The organism is Streptomyces sp. NPDC002138, from assembly GCF_040296485.1.
Classification (GTDB): Bacteria; Actinomycetota; Actinomycetes; order Streptomycetales; family Streptomycetaceae; genus Streptomyces.
In genome coordinates this window covers 104,412-123,957 of the sequence record NZ_JBEOXE010000007.1, presented here as the reverse complement: position 1 = coordinate 123,957, position 19,546 = coordinate 104,412, and the positions used below count along the sequence as shown (strand labels likewise).

Annotated in this window: 11 protein-coding genes; 5 read left to right on the top strand and 6 right to left on the bottom strand. The window is 73.9% G+C overall.

The annotated features are described in order from the left end of the window. Positions 1–389 precede the first annotated feature (389 nt). The 3 genes from ABT084_RS06745 to ABT084_RS06735 all read right to left on the bottom strand — a co-directional run bounded on the left by ABT084_RS06745 (position 390) and on the right by ABT084_RS06735 (position 5,772). Entirely contained in the window at positions 390–1,571 is a 1,182-nt protein-coding gene (locus ABT084_RS06745; protein ID WP_351038778.1) for an ADP-ribosylglycohydrolase family protein, read from the bottom strand. Further along, positions 1,568–2,692, bottom strand: coding sequence for an ADP-ribosylglycohydrolase family protein (locus ABT084_RS06740; protein WP_502968854.1), 1,125 nt, complete (start codon positions 2,690–2,692; stop codon positions 1,568–1,570). The genes ABT084_RS06745 and ABT084_RS06740 overlap by 4 nt, the downstream gene beginning before the upstream one ends. A gap of 2,069 nt (positions 2,693–4,761) precedes the next feature. After that, positions 4,762–5,772: an ADP-ribosylglycohydrolase family protein gene (locus ABT084_RS06735; protein WP_351038774.1), complete on the bottom strand. Its 1,011-nt coding sequence runs from the start codon at positions 5,770–5,772 to the stop codon at positions 4,762–4,764. Between the two features lie 280 nt (positions 5,773–6,052). Here ABT084_RS06735 and ABT084_RS06730 point away from each other — a divergent pair, with 280 nt between their 5' ends. From ABT084_RS06730 to ABT084_RS06720, 3 genes are all read left to right on the top strand, one after another. Beyond that, entirely contained in the window at positions 6,053–6,784 is a 732-nt protein-coding gene (locus tag ABT084_RS06730) for a VIT1/CCC1 transporter family protein (RefSeq protein WP_351038772.1), read from the top strand. A gap of 374 nt (positions 6,785–7,158) precedes the next feature. Next, a complete protein-coding gene (gene gltB, locus ABT084_RS06725; RefSeq protein ID WP_351038908.1) occupies positions 7,159–11,706 on the top strand; it encodes a glutamate synthase large subunit in 4,548 nt (1,515 codons plus the stop codon). After that, on the top strand, positions 11,699–13,159 hold the full coding sequence (locus tag ABT084_RS06720; protein ID WP_351038771.1) for a glutamate synthase subunit beta: 1,461 nt from the start codon (positions 11,699–11,701) through the stop codon (positions 13,157–13,159). Before gltB ends, ABT084_RS06720 begins: the two co-directional genes overlap by 8 nt. A gap of 560 nt (positions 13,160–13,719) precedes the next feature. Here ABT084_RS06720 and ABT084_RS06715 read toward each other — a convergent pair. After that, on the bottom strand, positions 13,720–14,319 hold the full coding sequence (locus ABT084_RS06715; RefSeq protein ID WP_351038769.1) for a TetR/AcrR family transcriptional regulator: 600 nt from the start codon (positions 14,317–14,319) through the stop codon (positions 13,720–13,722). Positions 14,320–14,445: 126 nt separating this feature from the next. On the opposite strand from ABT084_RS06715, the gene ABT084_RS06710 reads away from it, so the two are divergent. Together ABT084_RS06710 and ABT084_RS06705 are read left to right on the top strand one after the other, a co-directional pair. Continuing rightward, a complete protein-coding gene (locus ABT084_RS06710) occupies positions 14,446–16,002 on the top strand; it encodes an MDR family MFS transporter (protein WP_351038768.1) in 1,557 nt (518 codons plus the stop codon). A gap of 460 nt (positions 16,003–16,462) precedes the next feature. Next, positions 16,463–18,082: a DUF1906 domain-containing protein gene (locus tag ABT084_RS06705; RefSeq protein WP_351038766.1), complete on the top strand. Its 1,620-nt coding sequence runs from the start codon at positions 16,463–16,465 to the stop codon at positions 18,080–18,082. On the opposite strand, the gene ABT084_RS06700 is transcribed toward ABT084_RS06705, so the two are convergent. Then, positions 18,023–18,526 carry a pyridoxamine 5'-phosphate oxidase family protein gene (locus ABT084_RS06700; RefSeq protein WP_351038765.1) on the bottom strand — a complete coding sequence of 168 codons (504 nt, stop codon included), beginning with the start codon at positions 18,524–18,526 and terminating at the stop codon, positions 18,023–18,025. The two genes, ABT084_RS06705 and ABT084_RS06700, sit on opposite strands and share 60 nt — an antisense overlap. Positions 18,527–18,562: 36 nt before the next feature. Then, positions 18,563–19,291, bottom strand: coding sequence for a VWA domain-containing protein (locus ABT084_RS06695; protein ID WP_351038763.1), 729 nt, complete (start codon positions 19,289–19,291; stop codon positions 18,563–18,565). Between the last annotated feature and the right edge of the window lie 255 nt (positions 19,292–19,546).

Sequence of the window (19,546 nt, the reverse complement as noted above, 5' to 3'; positions counted from 1 at the left end):
GGTGCCGGGGGCCGAGGCGTGAGTCGGGTCCGGGATGGCCCCCGATCCCGCCGCCCCGGCCGGAGGCGAGGCCGGGGTCGGGCCCCGTACCGCGCCGGGGCGCGAGGCCGCGAGCGTGCGCGGGCCGTCGGCGGGGGCCGGGTGCGTGCTCGGGGCCACGGCTGCGCCCGGGTCGTGGGCGGGGGCCGGGGCCGCGCGTGGCGCTGCGGGTGGGGGTGCGGGCGAGGCCGGGGTGGGGACCGCGCCTGGCACTGCGGCCGTGCTCGGCTCCGCGGGCGGGGTTGCGGGGGAGCGCGTATCCGGCCCTGCGGCCGCGCCCCGGCCGGGGGCGGGGGCCGGGGTCGCGTCCGGCCCGGTGGGCGGGGTCCGGAGTGGGGTGGGGGGTGGGGTCATCGGGGGGTGGTGAGTTGGGTGAAGGCCGACTCGTGGGTGGCGCGGCGGGTGCGGTCCAGGGTGAAGACCTCGCGGGCGACCTGGGCCAGGGCCGCCGCCGGGGCGTGCAGGTCCAGGCGGCTGGCCCGCGCGACCTCCTCCGCCCAGGGCCGCGGCACCGCGGCCTCGCCGCCGAGGGCTCCGGCCAGCGCCCCGGCCATCGTGGCGATGGAGTCGCAGTCCCGCCCGTAGTTGACGGCCCCGAGCACGGCGGCCTCGTACCGCCCCTCCGCGACCAGCAACATCCCCAGCGCCACCGGCAGTTCCTCGATCGCGTGCAGCCGGGACGGCCGCCGGGCGCCGAGCGAGGGCGCGCGGTAGTCCGGGCCGACCGAGTCGTACGGGGCCACCGCCGCCCGCAGCGGCGCGAGCGCCGACTCGAAGTCCCGGTGCAGGGACGCGGTTTCGGCCACCGCCTCGATCGCGGCCCGGGTGCCGTCCTTGGCCAGGGTGAGCGCCGCGGCGACCACCGAGGCGGCGTCCGCCCCCGGCACGCAGGCCGCCGCGACCGCCGCCGCGAACACCCCGGCGGCCTCGCGCCCGTACGAGGACTGGTGGGCACCCGCGATGTCCAGCGCCTCCGCGTACGCGCCCGCCGGATTGCCCGCGTTGACGATGCCGACCGGCGCCATGTACATCGCGGCCCCGCAGTTGACGATGTTGCCGCTGCCGGCCTCGCGCGGGTCCACGTGCCCGTAGTGGAGCCGGGCCACGATCCACTTCTCGGCGAGGAAGATCCGCTGCAGGGGCAGGGCCTCCGCCTCCAGTTCGGGGATCCAGCGCGGCCGCGACATGAGGTCGGGGACGAGGTGGTCGGCGACCGCGTAGGCGTCCAGGTGGTCGCGTACCGCCTCGTAGACGCGCACCAGCGCATGCGACATCAAGGTGTCGTCCGTGACGTGGCCGTCGCCCTTGTGGTACGGCGCGATCGGGCGCGCGGTGCGCCAGTCCTCGTACCAGGGGCCGACGATGCCGTGCACCCGGCCACCGTGCCGTTCCACGATCTGGTCCGGGGACCAGCCCTCCACCGGGCCGCCGAGCGCGTCCCCCACGGCGGCGCCGACCAGGCAGCCGGCCGCCCGGTCCTCCAGCGTCAGGGACACGGGCATGGCCCGGGTCCGCGTCTGTGGCTGCGTCATGTCCGAATCATCCCCTGGGTCTTGGGTGAGGTGAGTTCCGTCCGCGCGAGCAGGGCGGCGAGTTCCACGAGGTCGGTACCGGCGAGGCGGGGCAGCGCGCAGCCGGACAGGGTGCGGCAGGCGTCCCGCCAGGCCGAGGTGATCGAGTCGCCGCCGCCGAGCGCGCCGGTCAGCGCCCCCGCGAGGGCGGGGGCCGAGTCCGCGACCCGGGACAGGCAGGCGGCCGCCGGTACCGCTTCTGCGATGCGGCCGCGGGCGGCCGTGGCGAGGGCGAGGGCGACGGGGACGGTCTCGGCGGCGGCGATGCCGTAGCTGTAGACGTGGTCCACGATCTGGTGTTCCAGCAGCGGCACGATGGCGAAGGCGCCGCCGTCGGGGTTCGCGCGGGCGAGTCCGACGGCGTGCCGGGCGTTGCGGCCGATCTCGGTGGAGGCGGGCAGCTGTCCTAGCGCGGCGTCCACGGCGGCGTCGGTGCCCGCGCCCGCGAGGGCGGTGGCGATGGCGGCGGCCATGGCGCGGGCGCCGTGGACGCCGTCGCCGTCCTGGGTGTAGCGGGCGTCGAACTCGGCGAGGTCGGCGGCCGCCGCCGGGTCCCCGGGGTGGACGACCGCGAGGACGCAGGCGCGGATGCAGGCGGCGTCGTCGAAGTAGTGCGGGTTGTCGTGGCCGGTGGCGGGCGGGCGCAGGCCGGCGGCGAGATTGCCGAGGCCCGCGCGTACGGAGATCCGCGCGCGCAGGGGCAGTACGGCCGACTCGACCTCGGGGGCCCGCTCGGCGGCCGCCGCGACCTCGCTGGCCAGGGCGTTCCAGGCCAGGTCGATCGCGGCCCGCATCCGGCGGGACCGGCTCAGGTCGCTGAGCAGGGCGCCGGCGGCGGTGAGCACGGACTCGGCGGCGAAGGCCGCCCACTCGGCGTCGTCGCTCGGGCCGAGGCGCAGGGGTTCGGGGGGCTGGTTGAGGGCGATGGGGACGGGGAGGGTGGTGGTGGCGTTCTGCTCGGCGAAGGTGTCCAGTTCGCGGGTGAGGCGGCGGGTCCATTCGGGCATGCGGATCGCTCGGTGCCGGGCTGCGGGCCACCCGGCCGCGTCGCCCGCGGCCAGCCCGAGGAGCAGCCCCTCGATCCGCCGCGCCCCGTCCCTGCCAGGCGGCTCGGCCCCGGCCCCTTCGGCGGCCTCCGCCCGGCCCCGCCTCTCGACCTCGCCCCGGGCGGCCGGGGGGCAGGCCCGGGCGTCGGCCCGGGGGACGAGGGCTGCGGCTTGCACGGGGGCCTGGGCCTCGGCCCGGGGCATGAGGGGTGTGGCTTGCGTGGGGGCCTGGGCCTCGGCCCGGGGCATGAGGGGTGTGGCTTGCGTGGGGGCCTGGGCCTCGGCTTCGGGGTCGGCCCGGGGTACGGGGGCTGTGGCTTTCGCTGGGCCCTGGGTCATGGCCTCGGACCAGGCTGCTGGGTGCCAGGCCTTGGCGTCGGCTCGGGGCATGAGGGGTGTGGCTTGTGCGGGGCCCTGGGTGTCGGCCCGGGGCGCGAGGGTTGTGGCTTGCGTGGGGCCCTGGGTGTCGGCTTCGGGGTCGGCCCGGGGCATGAGGGGTGTGGCTTTCGCTGGGCCCTGGGGGTCGGCCTCGGCTTGGGGCGCCGAGGCGGTGGCGTCCGTGGGGGGCCACGCCACGACCTCGGTCCCGTGCACGAGGGCGGTGGCCCCGGGGCCGGCCTCGGCTTGGGCCAGGGGGCCGTTTCCGGGTCTGGCCCCGGCTTCGGGCAAGGGGCCGGATGCCGGCCCGGATCCGGCGACGGCCAAGGGACCGGTTTCCGCCCCGGATCCGGTCGCTGAGGTGCCCGCGGCCCCGGGCGTACGGTCTCCCGCGCGCGCGGGAGCAGCACCGCCGGGCGGGGCCTCGGTCCGGGGCTGGCCAACGGTCGGGGCCTGGTCCCCGCCCCCGGAGCGGGCCACCGCGGGGCGCGCGTCGGCCGGTGCCGGTGCCGGTGGCCCGGGTCTCTGAGCCCGGTCGGCGCCCGGGGTGGCCACCGCGTCGGCCGGGACGTGTGGACCACCATCCGCCGGGGCCGGTTCCAGGCAGGTGCCCGAGGGGTGGGCGTGGGCCGGTTCCGCAGCTCCGGAACAGGGAGCCGGTTCCGGGGCTGCCGGGGCCGGCGCCCCGGGGTGAAGGCCCGCCCCTGGGGGACGCGCGCCATCGGGGGCCGCGGCGACGGCACCTGGTCGCGTATCGGAGCCCGCGCGGGGACCGTCGTCCGCCGGAGCCCCCGCTCCCGGCCCGGCTCCCGGCAGCTCCGCGACGGCGAAGACCGGCCCCGGGCCCGCGCCCGACGGTTCCGCGACGGCGAGGTAGAGCCCGGGACCGGTGCCAGCGCCGGGACCGCCGTCCGCCGGAGTCCCGGCCCCCGGTGGCTCCGCGACGGTGAGGTCGAGCCCCGGGCGCGCTCCCGGCCCCGGGCCCAGCCGCTTCGTGACGGCGAGGTTGAGGTTCGGGCCGGGGCCTACGGGAGCGGCTCCCGCGCGGACGGCCGGTCCCGGACCGGTGCCCCCTCGGGGGCCGTCGTCCGCCGGATGCCCGGCTCTCGGCCCGGTTCCTGGCGCCTCCGCGGCGGCGGGGTAGAGCCCCGGGCCCGTGCCCAACGGTTCCGCAGCAGGGAGGTCGAGCCCGGGGCACGTGCCCGACGGTTCCACGACGGTGAGGCCGAGCCCCTGCCCCGTGCCCGGCGGCTCCGTGACGGCGAGGTCGAGCCCCGGGCCCGTGCCCGGCCGCTCGGCGACGGTGAGTACGAGCCCCTGCCCCGCGCCCGGCGGCTCCGTGACGGTGAGGACGAGCTCCGGGCCCGTGCCCGGCCGCTCGGCGACGGTGAGGACGAGCTCCGGGCCCGCTCCCAGCCGCTCCACGACGGCGAGGTCGAGCCCCGGGTCGAGCGCCGGGCCGGGGTGAGGCCCGGCTCCCGGGCCGCCGGTCGCGCCCCCCGCGACCCGGGCCCGGGGCGCGGGAGCGGGTTCCCGGTCCGAGATCGGGTCCGAGGCCGGGGTCGGAGCCGTGGGAGCGCCCGTGGGAGCTGCCTCAGTGGGCGCACCCCCAGCGCGCGAAGCCGCCTCGGCGGGCGCACCCCCAGGGCCCGGGGCCGCCTCGGTGGGCGTGCCCCCGGTCCCCGGAACAGGAACCGCGCTCGGCGGCAGCGACGGTGGTGGTGGGGTCATCTGGCGGGCTCGGTTTCCGGGGTGAGGAGGTCCGCGATGTCCAGGACGTGGTGGCCCCGCATCGAGGGCAGGCAGCTGCCCCGGACCGGGCCGATCACCGAGGACCACGCGGCGGGGATGGCGGCGGCTCCCGAGAGGGCGCCGGCGAGGGCTCCCGCGACGGCGGCCGTGGTGTCGGCGTCGCGGCCCATGTTGACGGCGGTCAGGACGGAGCCGGTGAAGTCACCGCCGCACGAGGCGAAGGCGCCGAACGCCAGGCCCACCGCCTCCGGCGCCAGGTCCGTCCACGGGTAGCCGCCGATCACCACCGCGGAGCGCACGGCCCGTTCGCCGCGCGGGGCGGCGGTCACGGCCCGGCGCAGGGAGCGGGCCGTCCAGGAGTCCGAGGGGATGACGGACAGGGCCGCGGAGACCACCGAGGCGGGGGAGCCGCCCGCCATGGCCGCCGCCACGCCCGCCGCGACGGCCTGGCCGCCGTAGATGCCCTCGCCGTCGTGGCTGACCGAGCCGTCGATCGCGACGAGCCGGGCCGCCTCGGCCGGGCGTCCGGCCGCGAACACCCCGAAGGGCGCGGCCCGCATGGCCAGCCCGTCCGACCACGCGTGCCGGTGCTGCGCGGAGATCGGCGCGGCGAGCCCCCGCCGCAGGTTCTCCAGGGTGCCGCGCTCCGAGAAGCCCGCACCCCGGAAGGGGCCCTCGTCCAGGTCCGCGATCCAGTGGTGCCAGGCCCGCTCGACGTGCGCGACCGTGAGCGCCGATCCGTGCCGGGCCAGCAGCAGGCCCGAGAAGATCGCGTACTCGGTGTCGTCCGTACCGGCCGGGTCGTCCGACACGAACCCCTCGATACGGCCCCACTTGGCCCGGATCTCCGACGGCTTCATGTTCTCCGCGGGGGCGCCCAGCGCGTCACCCACCGCGAGGCCGAGCAGCGCACCCCTCGCCCTGCCCAGCAGAGCCTCCGGATGCGAGTCCCGATGCGACTGCGGACCGGATGCGATCAGCTCCATGGGCGCGCCTCTCCACTTGGTGGAACTCATCATGAGCCCATGGGGGATTTGTGCCATGGCATCGGGTTTGTCGGTTGCCGCGAAACACCCCCGCAACCCTCCCGTCACCCGGTCGCCGAGAGGCGAAAGCCCTGGTAAGTACGGCCTACCTTGCTGGCGGCGCCCAGAAATCGTGCGTAGTTTCGAGGTGTTCAGGGGGAGTGGGTGCCTGCACATGGCCCGGGCATACCCGTGCCGTGCTCGCGCGCACCCATTCGCACGCACAGGGGAGACGAGCCACATGTCCATCATCGACACCGAAGCACCGCTGCACGAGGCCCACCGCGACAACCACACCCACCGTGACGTCAACGGTGGCTGGCTGCGCCCGGCCGTCTTCGGTGCCATGGACGGACTCGTCTCCAACCTCGCCCTGATGACCGGTGTGGCGGGCGGTGCGGTCGCGACGCAGACCATCGTCATCACCGGGCTCGCGGGCCTGGCCGCCGGCGCCTTCTCGATGGCGGCCGGCGAGTACACCTCGGTCGCCTCGCAGCGCGAGCTGGTCCTCGCCGAGCTCGACGTCGAGCGTCAGCAGCTGCGCAAGCACCCCGTCGACGAGATGGAGGAGCTGGCCGAGCTGTACGTCTCGCGCGGCGTCGAGCCGGCCCTCGCCCGCGAGGTCGCGATGCAGCTGTCGCGCGACCCGGAGCAGGCGCTGGAGATCCACGCCCGCGAGGAGCTCGGCATCGACCCGGACGACCTGCCGTCGCCGCTGGTCGCCGCGGTCTCGTCCTTCGGCGCCTTCGCGCTGGGCGCGCTGCTGCCCGTCCTGCCGTACCTGCTCGGCGCGACCGCGCTGTGGCCCGCGGTGCTGCTGGCCCTGGTGGGTCTGTTCCTGTGCGGTGCGGTCGTCTCGCGGGTCACCGCGCGGTCGTGGTGGTACAGCGGACTGCGCCAGCTGGTCCTGGGTGGCGCGGCCGCGGGTGTGACGTACATCCTGGGCACGTGGATCGGTGGCGTCGTAGGCTGACCGCCGCGGAGGATGAGACACTATGCAGACAGCAGCATAAGTAGTTCATTACTCGCCGGTTTCGATCGGTTTCGATCGTGTGTCCGGTGGGCAAGAAGGCTAAGGCGGCTGGGCAATGATGCCCAGCCCACACGGGACTTCCGCCCCGCGCATTCGCCCGCGCAGGTCCCCTCTTTCTCATTCGTGCATTGTCCGCATGCTGGAACGCGATATCCGGTTCCCGGGATTGCCGTCATCATGTAACCTGCACGAAATTTCGCAGAGGGCCAACGTCGTCCCTCGGCTATGCATATGCCACGACGACGACGGGAGTCCCGATGCGTTCCGCATCCACGCACTCCGCGACCGGCCCCAGCACCACCGCCTGGTCGCCCATGGACGGTCGCCCCGCCCAGCAGGGCATGTACGACCCGCGCAACGAGCACGACGCCTGTGGCGTCGGTTTCGTGGCCAACCTCACCGGCGAGGCCAGCCACACGCTGGTCGAGCAGGCGCTGACCGTACTGCGGAACCTCGAGCACCGCGGCGCCACCGGCTCCGAGCCCGACTCGGGTGACGGCGCCGGCATCCTCAGCCAGGTCCCCGACGCGTTCCTGCGCGAGGTGGCCGGATTCGACCTCCCCGAGGCCGGGGCGTACGCCGTCGGCATCGCCTTCCTCCCCGCCGACGACTCCGCACAGGCCGTCGCGCGGATCGAGGCCATCGCCGCCGAGGAGCACCTCACCGTGCTCGGCTGGCGCGAGGTGCCCGTCGCCCCCGACCTGCTCGGCAACGGCGCCCGCGCCACCATGCCGGCGTTCTCCCAGCTCTTCGTGAGCAACGGGAGCACCGGCATCGAGCTGGACCGCAAGGCCTTCGTGCTGCGCAAGCGCGCCGAGCGCGAGGCCGGCGTGTACTTCCCGTCGCTCTCCGCCCGCACCATCGTCTACAAGGGCATGCTGACCACCGGCCAGCTGGAGCCCTTCTTCCCGGACCTCTCCGACCGCCGATTCGCCTCGACGCTCGCCCTGGTCCACTCGCGGTTCTCGACGAACACCTTCCCGTCCTGGCCGCTCGCCCACCCGTACCGCTTCGTCGCGCACAACGGCGAGATCAACACGGTCAAGGGCAACCGCAACTGGATGAAGGCCCGCGAGTCCCAGCTGGCCTCCGGGGTCTTCGGCGAGGGCGCGCTGGAGCGGATCTTCCCGATCTGCACCCCTGACGCCTCCGACTCGGCCTCCTTCGACGAGGTCCTGGAGCTGCTCCACCTCGGTGGCCGTTCGCTCCCGCACAGCGTGCTGATGATGATCCCCGAGGCGTGGGAGAACCACACCTCGATGGACCCGGACCGCCGCGCCTTCTACCAGTACCACTCCACGCTGATGGAGCCCTGGGACGGCCCCGCCTGCGTCACCTTCACCGACGGCACCCAGGTCGGCGCGGTTCTCGACCGCAACGGTCTGCGCCCGGGCCGCTACTGGGTCACCGACGACGGCCTCGTCGTTCTCGGCTCCGAGGTCGGCGTCCTCGACATCGACCCGGCCAAGGTCGTCCGCAAGGGCCGCCTCCAGCCCGGCAAGATGTTCCTCGTCGACACCGCGCAGAAGCGGATCATCGAAGACGACGAGATCAAGTCCGGCCTCGCGGGCGCGGCGCCGTACGCCGAATGGCTCGAAACCGGTGAGATCGAGCTGGAGGACCTCCCCGAGCGCGAGCACATCGTGCACACCCACGCCTCGGTCACGCGCCGCCAGCAGACCTTCGGGTACACCGAGGAAGAGCTGAAGATCATCCTGGCGCCGATGGCCCGTACCGGCGGCGAGCCGCTCGGTTCCATGGGCACGGACTCCCCGATCGCGGCCCTCTCCGAGCGCCCCCGGCTGCTCTTCGACTACTTCACCCAGCTCTTCGCGCAGGTCACCAACCCGCCGCTGGACGCCATCCGCGAGGAGCTCGTCACCTCGCTGCTGTCCTCCCTCGGCCCCGAGGGCAACCTGCTGGAGCCGACCGCCGCGTCGTGCCGCAGCGTCACGCTGCCCTTCCCGGTGATCGACAACGACGAGCTGGCCAAGCTCGTCCACATCAACGCCGACGGCGACATGTCCGGCATGAAGGCCGCCACCCTCTCGGGCCTCTACCGGGTCTCGGGCGGTGGCCAGGCGCTCGCCGCGCGGATCGAGGAGATCCGCGCCGAGGCCGACGCCGCCATAGAGAACGGCGCCCGCCTGATCGTCCTGTCGGACCGGCACTCCGACGCCGAGCACGCGCCGATCCCCTCGCTGCTGCTCACCTCCGCGGTCCACCACCACCTCATCGCCACCAAGCAGCGCACCCAGGTGGGCCTGCTGATCGAGGCCGGTGACGTCCGCGAGGTCCACCATGTCGCCCTGCTCATCGGCTACGGCGCGGCCGCGGTCAACCCGTACCTGGCCATGGAGTCGGTCGAGGACCTGCTGCGCGCGGGCACCTTCCTCTCCGGCCTGGAGCCCGAGCAGGCCATCAAGAACCTGATCTACGCGCTCGGCAAGGGCGTCCTGAAGGTCATGTCCAAGATGGGCATCTCCACGGTCGCCTCCTACCGCGGCGCCCAGGTCTTCGAGGCCATCGGCCTCGACGAGGACTTCGTCGGTACGTACTTCAGCGGCACCGCCACCAAGATCGGCGGCGCCGGTCTGGATGTCATCGCCAAGGAGGTGGCCGCGCGCCACGCCAAGGCGTACCCGGCCTCCGGCATCGCCCCGGCGCACCGCGCGCTGGACATCGGCGGCGAGTACCAGTGGCGCCGCGAGGGCGAGCCGCACCTGTTCGACCCGGACACGGTCTTCCGCCTCCAGCACGCCACGCGCAACCGCCGGTACGACATCTTCAAGCAGTACACCGACCGGGTGAACGAGCAGTCCGAGCGGCTGATGACGCTCCGCGGCCTCTTCGGCTTCAAGAGCGAGGGCCCCGGTGCCCGCCCGTCGATCTCCATCGACGAGGTCGAGTCGGTCGCCGACATCGTCAAGCGCTTCTCCACCGGCGCCATGTCGTACGGATCCATCTCGAGCGAGGCCCACGAGACCCTCGCCATCGCGATGAACCAGCTGGGCGCCAAGTCCAACACGGGTGAGGGCGGCGAGGACCCGGACCGCCTGTACGACCCGGCGCGCCGCTCGGCGATCAAGCAGGTTGCCTCCGGCCGCTTCGGCGTCACCAGCGAGTACCTGGTCAACGCGGACGACATCCAGATCAAGATGGCGCAGGGTGCCAAGCCCGGCGAGGGCGGCCAGCTGCCCGGCCACAAGGTCTACCCGTGGGTCGCCAAGACCCGGCACTCCACCCCGGGCGTCGGCCTGATCTCCCCGCCGCCGCACCACGACATCTACTCCATCGAGGACCTGGCTCAGCTGATCCACGACCTCAAGAACGCCAACCCGGCCGCGCGCATCCACGTGAAGCTCGTGTCCGAGGTCGGCGTGGGCACGGTCGCCGCCGGTGTCTCCAAGGCGCACGCGGACGTCGTCCTGATCTCCGGCCACGACGGCGGTACGGGCGCGTCTCCTTTGACGTCGCTCAAGCACGCGGGCGGCCCCTGGGAGCTCGGCCTCGCCGAGACCCAGCAGACGCTGCTGCTCAACGGCCTGCGCGACCGCATCGTCGTCCAGACCGACGGCCAGCTGAAGACCGGCCGCGACGTCATCATCGCCGCGCTGCTCGGCGCCGAGGAGTTCGGTTTCGCGACCGCGCCGCTCGTCGTCTCCGGCTGCGTCATGATGCGCGTCTGCCACCTCGACACCTGCCCCGTCGGCATCGCCACGCAGAACCCGGTGCTGCGCGAGCGCTTCTCCGGCAAGCCCGAATTCGTCGTGAACTTCTTCGAGTTCATCGCCGAGGAGGTGCGCGAGCTGCTCGCCGAGCTGGGCTTCCGTACGATCGAGGAGGCCGTCGGCCACGCCGAACTCCTCGACACCACCAAGGCCGTCGCGCACTGGAAGGCCCAGGGCCTCGACCTGGACCCGCTCTTCCACGTGCCCGAGCTGGCCCAGGGCGCGGTGCGCCACGCGGTCATCGAGCAGGACCACGGTCTGGCCAAGGCCCTCGACAACGAGCTGATCCGGCTGGCCGCCGACGCGCTGAACGCCCCGAGCGCCGAAGCCGCCCTTCCGGTCCGCGCCCAGGTCGCGATCCGCAACATCAACCGGACCGTCGGCACCATGCTCGGCCACGAGGTCACCAAGCGGTTCGGTGGCGCGGGCCTGCCCGACGACACCATCGACCTCACCTTCACGGGTTCGGCCGGTCAGTCCTTCGGCGCGTTCCTGCCGCGCGGCATCACGCTGCGCCTGGAGGGCGACGCCAACGACTACGTCGGCAAGGGCCTCTCCGGCGGCCGGATCGTGGTCCGCCCGGACCGCGGCGCCGACCACCTGGCGGAGTACTCGACCATCGCGGGCAACACCATCGGCTACGGCGCGACCGGCGGCGAGATGTTCCTGCGCGGCCGCACCGGCGAGCGCTTCTGCGTCCGCAACTCCGGTGCGCTGGTCGTCTCGGAGGGCGTGGGCGACCACGGCTGCGAGTACATGACCGGCGGCCAGGCCGTGGTGCTGGGCGAGACCGGGCGCAACTTCGCGGCCGGCATGTCGGGCGGCGTCGCGTACGTCATCGACCTCGACGCCTGCAACGTCAACGTCGGCAACGCGGGCGCGGTCGAGACCGACCTGTCCGACGCCGACAAGCAGTGGCTGCACGATGTGGTGCGCCGCCACGAGGAGGAGACCGGCTCGACCGTGGCCGCCAGGCTCCTCGCTGACTGGTCCGTCTCGGTGGGCCGCTTCAGCAAGATCATCCCCACCACGTACAAGGCAGTGCTCGCCGCCAAGGACGCCGCTGAGCGGGCCGGACTCTCCGAGTCCGAGACCACCGAGAAGATGATGGAGGCGGCGACCCATGGCTGACCCGAAGGGCTTCCTCACCACCCCCCGCGAGACCGCCTGTTCCCGTCCCGTCGCCGAGCGGCTGAAGGACTGGAACGAGGTCTACGTCCCGGGCTCGCTGCTGCCGATCATCAGCAAGCAGGCCGGTCGCTGCATGGACTGCGGCATCCCGTTCTGCCACAACGGCTGCCCGCTCGGGAACCTGATCCCCGAGTGGAACGACTTCGCGTACCGCGAGGACTGGACCGCCGCGTCCGAGCGCCTGCACGCCACGAACAACTTCCCGGAGTTCACCGGGCGGCTGTGCCCGGCTCCGTGCGAGTCGGCGTGCGTGCTCGGCATCAACCAGCCCGCCGTCACCATCAAGAACGTCGAAGTCTCGATCATCGACAAGGCGTGGGACAACGGCGACGTCACCCCGCAGCCCCCGGACCGCCTGTCCGGCAAGACCGTCGCCGTCATCGGCTCGGGCCCGGCGGGACTCGCCGCCGCCCAGCAGCTGACGCGGGCCGGTCACACGGTCGCCGTGTACGAGCGCGCGGACCGCATCGGCGGCCTGCTGCGGTACGGCATCCCCGAGTTCAAGATGGAGAAGGTGCACATCAACCGCCGCATCGAGCAGATGCGCGCGGAGGGCACCAAGTTCCGTACGGGCGTCGAGGTCGGCCGGGACATCCCGGCGGACGGCCTGCGCCGCCGCTACGACGCGGTCGTCATCGCGGCCGGTGCCACGGTCTCCCGCGACCTGCCGGTCCCGGGCCGCGACCTGAACGGCATCCACTTCGCGATGGAGTACCTGCCGCTGTCGAACAAGGTGCAGGAGGGCGACTTCGTTTCGCCCCCCATCACCGCCGCGGGCAAGCACGTCGTCGTCATCGGCGGCGGCGACACCGGCGCCGACTGCGTGGGCACCGCCCACCGCCAGGGCGCGGCTTCGGTCACGCAGCTGGAGATCATGCCGCGTCCCTCCGAGGACCGGCCCGCCGGCCAGCCGTGGCCGACGTTCCCCATGCTGTACAAGGTCACCTCGGCCCACGAGGAGGGCGGCGAGCGGATCTACTCCGTCTCCACGACCCACTTCGAGGGCGACGAGGACGGCAACGTGCAGTCGCTGCACCTGGTCGAGGTCGCCTTCGAGGACGGCAAGCTCGTCCAGAAGGAGGGCACCGAGCGCGTCCTCCCGGCGCAGCTGGTCACCCTCGCGATGGGCTTCACCGGCACCGACCAGGCCAACGGCCTGGTGGACCAGTTCGGCCTGGAGCTGGACGCGCGCGGCAACGTCGCGCGGGACGCGTCGTACGCGACCAACGTGGACGGCGTCTTCGTCGCCGGCGACGCGGGCCGCGGCCAGTCCCTGATCGTGTGGGCCATCGCCGAGGGCCGCTCCGCGGCGCGCGGCGTGGACCGCTACCTGACGGGCGCGAGCACCCTCCCGTACCCGGTCAAGCCGACGGACCGCTCGCTGATGGTGTGACCCGGCCCCTCCTGCGGGAGGGCCCCAAACGGTCCGTACAACGGCGTACGGCACTGTTTCTTGACGCCGGGCTTGCACCGTCCGGCCGTGGGCGGCCTTGCGGGCTTCGCCCGGCTGCGTCGGCCTCCGGCCGTCGGTCGTGGGCGCGGCTCGGGAGCGGCGGTACCCCTTCCCGTCTGCGGGAGGGCCAAATGCGGTCCGTACAACGGCGTACGGAACTCTGACACGGCACCCGCCAGTCCCCGACCAGGGAGGCGGGTGCTGTGGCATGTCCGGGGTCGGGCCCCTCCAGGCCGATGTGATGGCCATGCCCGCGGACCGCGCGTACGACTCCTTCCCCGGCGGGGAGGCGGAGCATCCGCGCGACCTCGTCCGGCGCGGGCTGCTCCCCGGCGTACAGGATGCGCTGCCCGCCCGAGCGCCCGCGGGCCGCGGCCTCGGCGGTCCACGCGTCCGGCTCCCCCTGCTCACGGGGCGTCAGGTACGGCAACGACGCACTGGCCCACTGGCCTTCGCTCATGCGGTCCTGCGCTCCTCTGCTCAACGCATTCCGGCCGCGGCTAGCGGTTCGCGTTCGCGGCCGTCCAGCCGTGTTCCAGTAGGTCGAAGGCGCTGTCGATGCTCGTGTGGGGGGCGCCGGGGCCGTGGACCAGGTCGTGGGACTGGAGGGCGAAGCGGGCCAGGGCCGCGGACAGGGGGTCGTCCTCGGGGGCGCCGGTCTCGACGGCGATCGCGCGAGCCAGGGCGCTCTCGTGGCGCATCCACATGCGGCGGGCGTACGCGCTCAGGGCCGGGGTGCTCTCGATCAGCCGGACGAAGTCCGCCCGGGCGGGGTCGTCGGCGTGGGGGTCGAGCATCGCCGTGAGGCACGCGCGCAGGGCCGCTGGAATTGATTGGCCCGGGGCCCGGTCGTGGACGGCGGAAACGAGGAGGGCCTCCCGTTCGGCGTCCATGTCGAAGACGAGCGCCTCCTTGCCGGAGAAGTGTTTGAAGAGGGTGGTGGTCGAGACGTCGGCGGCTTCCGCGATGTCCTTCACGCTCACCTGGTCGTAGCCGTGGGCCAGGAACAGCTCGAGGGCCGCGTCGGCGAGGGCCTGGCGGGTGGCGGCCTTCTTGCGTTCGCGGCGGCCTGCGGAAGGGGCGGGGGTCGGGTCGGTCATGGGGGCAGCCTACCTTGTTGGGTTGGTTCGATGGAAAAGTTGATTCGTTGCACTTTTTAAATCGGTGTGCTTTTCTGAGGGCATCCCACCCCGCACCTCAGCACTCCCTGGAAGGAGTGATCCGTCATGCCCGCCGCACCCCAGGGCGAGAACAGGAGCATCCGGCTCACGATGCTCGGCATCATGCTCGCGATGCTGCTCGCCATGCTCGACAACGCCGTCGTGGGCACCTCGATGCCGACGATCGTCGGCGACCTCGGCGGTCTCGCCCACATCTCGTGGGTGGTCACCGCCTATGCACTCGCCACCGCCGCCTCCACGCCCGTCTGGGGCAAGCTCGGCGACCTCTTCGGCCGGAAGAAGATCTTCCTCGCCTCGATCGTCGTCTTCCTCATCGGTTCGGCCCTGTCCGGTGCGGCCCGGTCCATGGGCCAGCTGATCGTGTTCCGTGCCGTCCAGGGCCTGGGCGCGGGCGGTATCGCCGCCCTCGCCTTCGCGCTGATCGGCAGCCTCGTGCCGCCGCGGGAGCGCGGCCGCTACCAGGGGATGACCGCCTCCGTCATGGCCATCGGAACCGTCGGCGGCCCGCTGACGGGCGGGTTCGTCGCGGATCACATGGGCTGGCGCTGGGCCTTCTACGTCAACATCCCGCTGGGCCTGCTCGCCCTGGTCTGGTGCGCCGTGCTGCTGAAACTCCCCGCCGTCCGCGCGAAGGCCCGTATCGACTGGCCCGGCATCGCGCTCATGACGGCCACCATCACCTCGATCGTGCTGGCCGCGACCTGGGCGGGCGGGCGGTACGCCTGGGGCTCCTGGCAGGTGCTCGGTCTCTTCGCCGCCTTCGTCGTCGGCCTGACGCTCTTCCTCGCCTCGCAGAAGCGGGCCGCCGAACCGGTGCTGCCGCTGCGCGTCTTCGCCGACCGGAACTTCCGCCTCGCCTCCGTGATGATCTTCGGTGCGGGTGCGGTCATGTTCGGCGCGACCCTCTACCTGCCGCTGTTCCAGCAGAGCGTCCAGCATGCCTCGGCCGCCAACTCCGGCCTGCTGCTCCTGCCGCTGATGGTCCCGATCGCCCTGGTGTCGAACGTCGCGGGCAAGGTGATGTCCCGCACCGGCAAGTACAAGATCTTCCCGATCCTCGGCGCGGGCTTCCTCACCCTCGGTACGGGCCTCCTCGCGACGATGGATACCGGCACCTCCCGCACCCTCGCCGGCGTCTACATGGTGCTGGTCGGCATCGGGCTGGGCTTCCTGATGCAGATGACCACGACCATCGCGCAGAACAGCGTCGAGATGCGCGACATGGGCGTGGCCTCCGCGGGGGTCACCCTCTTCCGTACGATCGGCGGCTCGCTCGGCGTCGCCGTCTTCGGCTCCCTCTTCGCCCGCGCCACCGCGGCGCACCTGCCCGGCGGGTCCGGCTCCGCCGAGGGCGGCGGGATCACCGCCGCCGACCTGGCCCGGCTGCCGCAGGACGTCCGTGACGGCTACCTCCACGCCGTCGCCACCGGAACGCAGCAGATCTTCCTGGTGGCCTCCTGCCTGTGCGCCGTGGCGTTCGGCGCGGCCCTCTTCATCCGCGAGGTACCCCTGCGCGGCAAGCCGGGCGCGGGCGCCGGCGCGGGTGCCGGCGCGGGTGACCCGAAGCCCGTCGCCGCCCCGGCCCCGGCCGCGACCGCTTGAGGGGGCAGGTGGCGCGGAGGCCCGTACGCCCCGGCTCGGGGTGCACGGGCCTCCGCGTGCGAGGTGGCCGCGGGGTCAGGCCCGGGTCGGGCGAGGCGCCGGGCGGACGCGCGGCGGTGGGGCGCGAGATGCGGGGGCGCCGCGGTTCCTGGAGGCGCTGCCGCCCCGGAGGTGCGCCGCTTCCGCGAGCAGGTCACCGCCGTGCCGCGGCGACGCTGGGTGACGACGGGCTGGACGCGCTCGTCCCCGGGGTCGACGCGCGCGACCTGGGGAACGCGTCCTGCCGCTGGTCGAGCTGATGGGCGACACGGGAAGGCAGCGCCTCTTCGAGCTGCCCGCCTTCCAGGACCAGGCGGGTAGTTAGCGGGGCCGCCGCGGCCTCGCCAGGTCTCCGCGGGGCTGCGGCGCCTGTATACACAGCGTCATGCCGCGTGCCATGCCGAATGTCATGTCAAATGTCATGTCGAGTACTGAATGTGGTGCCGGGTCCGGGTCCGGGTCCGGTTCCGGAGCGCTCCGGCGCCCCCGGGGACTGCGCCGCCTGCTGGCCTCCGCCTGTGGCGTCGCCCTCGCGCTGAGCGGGGCGGGGCTGGGCGCGCTCGCCCCCGGCGCCGCCGCCGACGAGGGGCCCGCCCCCGGCCACTACGACTACCGGGGCCTGCGCTTCACCCTCCCCGCGACCTGGCGGATCGTCGACCTCGACCGCCACCCCGACGCCTGCGTGCGCCTGGACCTGCCCACGCTGTACGTCGGCCACGCCGGGCCGCAGCGCGACTGCGCGGGCCGGGCCGCCGTCGAGCGCGCCGACACCCTGCACCTGGAGCCCGTACAGGGCGCTCCGCAGCGCGCCGACATCCCCACCGTCGACGTCCCGGTCGGCACCGCGATCCCGGCCGCCTCCCCCCGGACGCCCAGCAACGAACTCCGCTACTCCTTCGCCCAGTCCGGGGTGATGGCCACCGCCTCCTTCGGCGACACGCCCGCCGTCGTCCGCGCGGTGATCGAGAGCGCCCGGCCGGTCGGCGGCCACCCGGGGCCCCCGGCCACCCGTCCCGTCGCCCCCGCGCCCCGGCCCGCGCCGAGACCCGTGCCCGCGCCGGGGGCCGTGGTCACCCCGGGGGCCTACGCCGGCGAGGGCTTCGACGCCTGTACCGCGCCGCGCCAGGCCACCATGGACGGCTGGTGGGACGAGTCCCCGTTCGGCGCCGTCGGCATCTACATCGGCGGCGGCTCCCGCGCCTGCGCCCAGCCGCAGCTCACCGCCGACTGGGTCCGGCGGCAGAGCGCCACGGGCTGGCACCTGATGCCGATCTGGGTGGGCCGCCAGCCCTGGAACAGCGGGTCCACCGGACTGTCCACCGACCCGGACACCGCGGCCGAGCAGGGCCGGACGGCCGCCGACGGCGCCGCCTCGGCCGCCCGCTCCCTGGGCCTGGGGGCGGGCACCGTCCTCTACAACGACCTGGAGAACTACACCGACCGCGCCACCTGGGACGGACCCGTCGTCGCCTACATCGGCGCCTGGACCCAGCGGCTGCACGCCCTCGGCTACCGCGCCGCCGCCTACCTCGCGGCCGGTTCGGGGATGAAGGCGCTCAGCGCCGCCTACGCGCGCACCGGGCAGGCCGTCCCGGACATCGTGTGGGCGGCGGCCTGGAACGGGCGTTCCGCGGTCGCGGACTCCGACATGGGCCTGCCCGCGGGCACCGGCCAGTGGAAGGGGCGCCGGCGCGCGCACCAGTACCAGGGCGACCACGACGAGACCTATGACGGCGTGACGATCAACATCGACCGCAACCGGGTCGACGTCGACCCCGCGGCGATCGCGCTCCCGGGATTCGGCGCCACGCCCGGGACCACCACGCCCGGGACCACGCCCGGGATCACGCCCGGCGCCGGGCCCGCCGTGGACCCGGCCCCGAAGCCCGCCCCGCTTCCGAAGCCCGTCGCGAAGCCCGCCCCGACTCCGAAGCCGGCCCCCGACCCCGACGCCGATTCCGACCTCGACCTGGACCCCCTGTCAGTCCTCCCGAGCGGGCTCGTCGTCGTTCCCCCGGCGGATCGTGCGCAGTCCTCCTGACGGGGTCCAGACGCGGACCACCAGGTCGTCCCCGTCGATCCCGGTGTGCACCACCTCCGACAGCTCCACGCGGAACAGATGGGACGGCTGCACCGGCTCGCCCGACTCCTCGGCGTAGCGGTGCAGCTCAGGCGGGTCCAGGATCTCCACGGCCCGCCCGGAGATCCGTACGTCCCCGTCCGGCATCGACTCGTCCGCGCCCGGATTGGTGTGCAGCGCGAACCGCGGGTCGCGCCGCAGGTCCCGTGCCTTCATGGACCCCGGCATCATCCCGAGCCACAGCTCACCGCCCCGGAAGCTGGTGTTCAGCCCGGTGAGCCGCGGCGAGCCGTCCTTGCGCAGGGTCGCCAGGACGTGGTGCGCGTACTTCCCGAAGCGGGCTTCGACCACCGCGGCGAGTTCCGGCTCGGCCTGCGCGAAGTGCTCCCAGTTGTTCGTCGTCATACCGCCATGAAAGCGCCTGCCGCGGAGAAACCCCGCTCAGGCGCGCACGATGCCCGCCGCGCGGGCCGCCGCCAGCCACGACGGGAACTCCGCCACCAGCCGGTCGTACCACCGCGCGTCCGGCAGCGCCCGCGGGTCCTGCCCGGCGTGGAAGTAGCCCGCGTTGTCGACCACGCGCGCCTGCGGCACCGGCAGCTCGTCCAGCTTGCGCAGGAAGTCGAACTGGGTGCTGCGGGTGTTGCCGAAGCCGACGAACTGCCAGAACAGCGGCATCCGGGCCGCCTTGCACAGGTACCGCTGCGCCGCGAGCTTGTTCACGGGACCGCCGTCCGTCTGGAAGACCACCAGGGCGGGCGCGGTGGATCCGCTGTCCAGGTAGTGGTCGATGACCGCGTCCATCGCCGCGTGGTAGGCCGTCTTGCCCATGTGCCCGAGCCCCGCCACGATCCGGCCCACCGCGCCCGCGTGCCGCTCCAGCGGGATCTCCTCGACGGCGTCGACCTCCGTCGAGAAGAAGACCACCGGGACCACGCCGTCGTCGTCCAGGTGCGCCGACAGCCCGAGCACCCGGTCCGCGAACGCCTGCACGGTGCCGTCGGCGTAATACGGGCGCATGGAACCCGAGTAGTCCAGCACCAGGTAGACCGCCGCCCGTTCGCCGTCGAGGCCGTGCTTGCGCAGCGAGACCCCGGCGCTCTTGTACAGGCTGACGAGCGCCGGAGCGGTTTCTTCTATCGTGCGCAGGTTGATCGCGCTGCCGGTCATGGCCCGAGCGTACGTCAGCCCGCCCCCGCCGGATCCGGCCGTGCGCCCGGCGGATCCGCCCCCTGCCCCGTCCGTCCCGCCCGCCGCCGCGGGCCGGGCGCGGCGTCCGCCCGCGCGGCCGCTCCCACCTGCTCGGCGGCCAGCGCGGTGATGCCCAGGTCCCGCACCCGGGCCCGGATCCGGGCCAGGATCCGCTCCCCGCCCCCTCGGCGCCGACCAGCGCGGCCGGGGTCCGCTCCAGGACCAGCTCCGTGA